This window comes from Ferruginibacter sp., from assembly GCF_031430955.1.
GTDB lineage: Bacteria > Bacteroidota > Bacteroidia > Chitinophagales > Chitinophagaceae > Ferruginibacter.
This window is the reverse complement of record NZ_JANPCM010000090.1, coordinates 1-5426: the sequence shown is the minus strand read 5'-3', so window position 1 is coordinate 5426 and position 5426 is coordinate 1. Positions and strand designations below refer to the sequence as shown.

Below are 5426 nucleotides of genomic sequence, written 5' to 3'. Positions count from 1 at the left end.
AGTTATATTTTTGAGAGAACTTGTGATAGATGTGGAACAGATTTTTAAATTTATTAATCAATAAACTCATACTTAATATGCCAAAGTATTTTTTCATATTTTTTACCCTTCTCACTATGGGCTGCTCAGTTTCAAAATTTACCATAGATAAAATGCCCGTCATTACCAATAAATTAAAATTGAATGGTTGCTATTTCGACTTTCACAGTAATTCCAATATCACTAAAGAAGTTGGTATCCTCTTTTTATATAACAATGGGGTTTTTTATAGTGAAAATACATATTATCAAACACTTGAAAAAGGCCTTAAATATTATCAGGATAAAAACAATAATGAAGAGTATAAAAAACAATACCCAAAAGAAAAATCTTCATGGGGCTTATACAGAATTTTAAATGATAGTATAATTTTAGAAAAGCCAGAGCCTTTTCATGGATACCCTATTCATAAATTAATGGGTAAAATATTGAATGATACCATATTTATTATTACTTCGTACGAAGAAAATAATGTTAAAGTAAAAATTGAAAATGGTAGCTATTTTTATTTTAAGCAATTTGATAATAAACCTGATAGTATAAATAATTTTGTTAAATGAAAAAAGGGTATCCTAATTTTAAAGAAATATTTGTAATAAAAAAACCCTCCAATAAATGAAGGGTTATAATTATTATTGGGGGGTACAAAACTTTATAGTGCAATTTGCTTTTCCACCATCAGCTTGCGCAGGTTAATTAAACCATAACGCATACGGCCTAGCGCCGTATTAATGCTGCATTTGGTAAGGTCGGCAATTTCTTTAAAACTTAAATCGGCATAGTGGCGTAAAATAATTACTTCACGCTGGTCTTCTGGTAACATATCTACCATTTTACGTACCCTGTCGTGGCTTTGGCCATTCATCATTTTTTGGTCGGCACCCGGTTCGCTAAAGTTCAACACTTCAAAAATGTCCCTGTCGTCGCTGGTTTTAATAGTTGGGCTGCGTTTTACCTTGCGGAAATGATCTACACACATGTTATGTGCAATACGCATGGCCCATGGCAAAAATTTTCCTTCATCGGTATAGCGGCCACCTTTTAAAGTGTCGATAATACGGATAAATACATCCTGAAAAATGTCTTCAGTAAGATACTTGTCTTTTACCAGTAAATAAATGGAGGTGTAAATTTTGTCTTTGTAGCGTACTACAATAGTTGCAAGGGCATCGGCATTGCCTTCCATGTATAAATGGATAAGCTGCTGGTCGGTAAGATTGTTAAGGCATTTCATAAACTTCTACAGTTTTTTTGTGTTAGGATTTTTGTTACAGGACCAATAACATTAATCAGAAAATTGCGTAGAAGTCTTTTGAATAGGCTTTTTGGCTTTTCACTTTTATAGATATTGGACTGTAAAAATAGAAGAAGAAATTAAATTAGTATGAGTAAACTCACTTTATTTTTAATGTTTTTATACCTGATAAAAATACGTTGATTTTAAACGTATTTTTACGTGTTCATTTTAATAAAGCTAATTTTTCATCTGTATAAAACTACAGCTAATTTTTATACCCGGTTACCTTTGAAACAGCTTTAAGAAAATTTTCACATATTTAAGGCAGCACAATTAATGTAAGTAAATTTGAGTATGGCAACAGCAACAATAAAGAAAACAGCAGCAATTAAATCAACTGTAAAACAAACAGGGATAGAAATAAAAGGCGCACGTGTTCATAATTTAAAAAATATATCAGTAGTAATACCACGCAATAAATTAATAGTGGTAACTGGTGTATCAGGCTCTGGTAAATCATCGCTTACCATTGATACTTTATTTGCCGAAGGGCAGCGTAGGTATGCAGAAAGTTTAAGTGCTTATGCCCGCCAGTTTATGCAACGCATGAACAAGCCCGACGTGGATTATATAAAAGGATTATGCCCCGCCATTGCAATAGAGCAAAAGGTAATTACACGTACCCCAAGAAGCACTGTGGGCAGCATGACAGAAATTTATGATTACCTGCGTTTGCTATTCGCTAGGGCTGGTAAAACAATTTCACCAGTAAGTGGAAAAGAAGTAAAGAAAGATGATGTAAATGATGTAGTAGAATATATTGCAGGTTTAAATACAGGCGATAAAGTTTTGGTATTGGTACCATTTAAGCCACAAACAAACAGGGACGCTAAAGAAGAGTTGAATATCTTATTGCAAAAAGGCTTCAGCAGGCTTTATAATGGTACAGAAAATATAAGAATAGAAGACCTGCTGGAAGAGAAAAAATTATCCATTAATAATTCTTCATTATTCATATTGGTAGACAGGCTTGTAGTAAAAGCTTTTGATGAAGATGACAAACACCGTATTGCCGATTCGGTTAACACCGCTTTTTACGAAGGCGAAGGCAATATGTTTATAGAAATAAATGGGTCGCAAAAAAAACATTTTTCTAATAAGTTTGAAGCCGATGGCATTGTGTTTGAAGAACCGGTACCTAATTTATTTTCTTTCAATAATCCTTATGGTGCCTGCCCCACCTGCGAAGGATTTTCGCAAATACTGGGCATCGACCCTGATTTAATTATTCCCAATAAACAATTAAGTGTGTACGAAGGAGCAGTAGCGCCATGGAAAGGAGAAAAATTAGGTTTATGGAAAGAGGCTTTTATTAAAGCAGCAAAAAAAATCGACTTCCCTGTACATAAACCTTACATTGATTTAAACGAAAAAGAACTGGATGATTTATGGAATGGCAATCAATATGTAATCGGGATAAATGATTTTTTCAAAGAAGTAGAAGCTAATTTATATAAAGTACAATACCGTGTATTATTAAGCCGCTACCGGGGAAGAACATTATGTACCGATTGCAAAGGTTACCGCCTGCGTAAAGAAGCATTGTATGTAAAAGTGGGCGATAAACATATTGGACAATTATGTGAAATGCCTGTAAAAGATTTGCAGGTTTGGTTTGATGAATTAAAATTGAGTGCTTATGATACGCAAGTGGCCAAAAGAATTTTAATAGAAATTCATCACCGTATAAAAACTTTAATGGATGTTGGTTTGGGCTATCTTACTTTAAATCGGTTAGCAAATAGTTTAAGCGGCGGCGAAAGCCAGCGCATTCAATTAACAAGAAGTTTAGGCAGCAATCTCACCAACTCCTTATATATTTTAGATGAACCTTCTATTGGCTTGCACAGCAGAGATACAGAACGGCTGATAAAAGTTTTAAAAGAATTAAGAGATTTGGGTAATACAGTTGTTGTGGTAGAACATGATGAAATGATGATGAGAGAAGCTGATCATATAATTGACATGGGACCATTGGCCAGCCATTTAGGCGGTGAAGTAATTGCCGAAGGAAATTATGATGAAATAGTTGCTAATCCCGAAAGCCTCACCGGAAAATATTTATCAGGCATTTTAAAAATTGAACCGCCAAAAAATATCCGTAAATGGAACCGCTCCATAAAAATTGAAGGAGCCAGGCAAAATAATTTAAAAAATATCACGGTTGAATTTCCTTTAAATGTTTTGTGTGTTGTAAGTGGTGTAAGCGGCAGTGGGAAAACCACTTTGGTAAAACAAATTTTATATCCTGCTTTGCAAAAATTAAAAGGAGAGTTTGGCGATAAGGCAGGATTGTACAAAAATATTTCTGGTGACATTGATACTGTTTCGCAAATAGAAATGGTAGATCAAAATCCTATTGGCAAATCATCAAGAAGTAACCCGGTTACTTACATAAAAGCGTATGACGAAATAAGGGATTTGTACAGCAGGCAGCCGTTAAGTAAGATGAGGGGGTTTCAACCCAAACATTTTTCTTTTAATGTAGATGGCGGCAGATGCGATGCCTGCAAAGGTGAAGGTGAACAAACTATTGAAATGCAGTTTTTGGCAGATGTGCATTTAACCTGCGATGTATGTGGCGGTAAACGTTTTAAAGAAGAAGTGCTGGAAGTAACTTATAAACATAAAAATATTTACGAGGTATTGGAGATGAGTGTAGATGATGCTGTAGATTTTTTTATTGAAGAACCTGCTGTTGCCAATAAAATAAAACCTTTGAGTAATGTTGGTTTGGGTTATGTAAAATTGGGCCAGTCATCTGATACTTTATCAGGTGGAGAAGCGCAAAGGGTAAAGCTGGCTTCTTTTTTAGGTAAAGGAAAATCGCAGGGTAATATTTTATTTATTTTTGATGAACCTACAACGGGCCTTCATTTTAATGACATAAAAAAATTACTGGCCTCCTTTAATGCATTGATAGAACAGGGGCATTCTATTGTAGTAATAGAACATAATACCGATGTAATTAAGAGCGCCGATTGGGTAATTGACCTTGGCCCCGAAGCTGGCGATGCAGGGGGTAAACTGGTTTTTGCCGGTAAGCCAGCGGATTTAAAAAAATGTACCGGCAGCCGTACTGCAGCCTATTGCTGAGCAGTGTGTTTATAGAATAAATAAGAATAAAATAATTTTTTTATAATAAACTTGCAAAATTAAAATCAATTATATACTTTTGATTTTGAAAGTACGTACCCTAATTACCTGCTCTCGGATTTTCTTACTTATACCCCCAACGAAGCCAGAATTATTTTTTATTAATAATTTTACTTAATTTTTATTTTCTTATTGCTATATTTGTTTTCTAAGTTTGAATAGTAAACTATTCAAAGTACCTCCTTCCAATCCGCAAAAAAACTAACCGTCCATCCCTGATGTTTTAATCACCGGCTAATTTTATTTAGTAGTAAAAGAATAATACAGGTTTAATTTTTATCATCAGTTTAATAGTTAAAATTATCCTGATGAATTCCTTCCAATCCACAAAAAACTATCAGTCCATTTCCTGCAAAAGCGAAGCCACAAGCTTATCAAATCTTATTTTTTCAAAACTAAAAATGCAAAACATGAAAAAGTTTTTACTCAAATCAAAATCGTTCGTTATCGCTTTTATGATTGCGAATTTGTTTTTTATTACTAGTGCTGCAGGGCAAACAACTTATTATTTAACAACTGCTGGACAGGCTAATCCACAAACGCCTGCTAACTGGAATACGGGCGGGATAGTCGGCGGTGGAACTGCAGCAACAGTTTTTACGGGTGCAAGTGATGTATTTGTTATTTCTTCAACAATTACTGCCAGTTTTCCAGCTAACGTTACCGCAACTTTTGCAGGAACTCTTGAAGTAGATGGTGCAATTGTTCTAGGAACAAACCTCAATAATTCAAATACGACTTTGACAGTAAATGGTACTATCGTTTTTAGCTCATTAACTAATCAGTTTACTTATGGTTCAAGCGGTGGCGCAGGTAATAATACCTTTGTATTAGGTAATTCCGGAACGCTAAAGACACAAAATAGCGTTGGAATAGTGGGTGTCAACTGTTCTATAACTTTAAATGGAGCAAGAACTGCTGCAACACTTCCTGC

General features: G+C 34.5%; 4 protein-coding genes. 3 read left to right on the top strand and 1 reads right to left on the bottom strand.

The features are described from left to right. Positions 1-152: 152 nt before the first annotated feature. The gene (locus ACY65O_RS02570) at positions 153-599 is read left to right on the top strand and encodes a hypothetical protein (protein WP_462219287.1); all 447 of its coding nucleotides are present in this window, start codon (positions 153-155) and stop codon (positions 597-599) included. Positions 600-691: 92 nt separating this feature from the next. Here the strand turns inward: ACY65O_RS02570 and ACY65O_RS02565 are convergent, their stop codons facing one another. Next, complete coding sequence (locus tag ACY65O_RS02565; RefSeq protein WP_462219286.1) at positions 692-1273, bottom strand: RNA polymerase sigma factor; 582 nt, start codon at positions 1271-1273, stop codon at positions 692-694. Between the two features lie 357 nt (positions 1274-1630). Between ACY65O_RS02565 and uvrA the strand changes: the two genes are divergently transcribed. Further along, entirely contained in the window at positions 1631-4432 is a 2802-nt protein-coding gene (gene uvrA, locus ACY65O_RS02560) for an excinuclease ABC subunit UvrA (protein WP_462219285.1), read from the top strand. A gap of 470 nt (positions 4433-4902) precedes the next feature. Continuing rightward, positions 4903-5426, top strand: a 524-nt coding sequence (locus ACY65O_RS02555; RefSeq protein WP_462219284.1) for a hypothetical protein, incomplete at its 3' end; no start/stop codon positions are given.

Coding starts and splice junctions, on each gene's coding strand:
- ACY65O_RS02565 (WP_462219286.1), bottom strand. CDS start 1,273: ATGAAATGCCTTAACAATCTTACCGACCAGCAGCTTATCCATTTATAC.
- ACY65O_RS02570 (WP_462219287.1), top strand. CDS start 153: ATGCCCGTCATTACCAATAAATTAAAATTGAATGGTTGCTATTTCGAC.
- uvrA (WP_462219285.1), top strand. CDS start 1,631: ATGGCAACAGCAACAATAAAGAAAACAGCAGCAATTAAATCAACTGTA.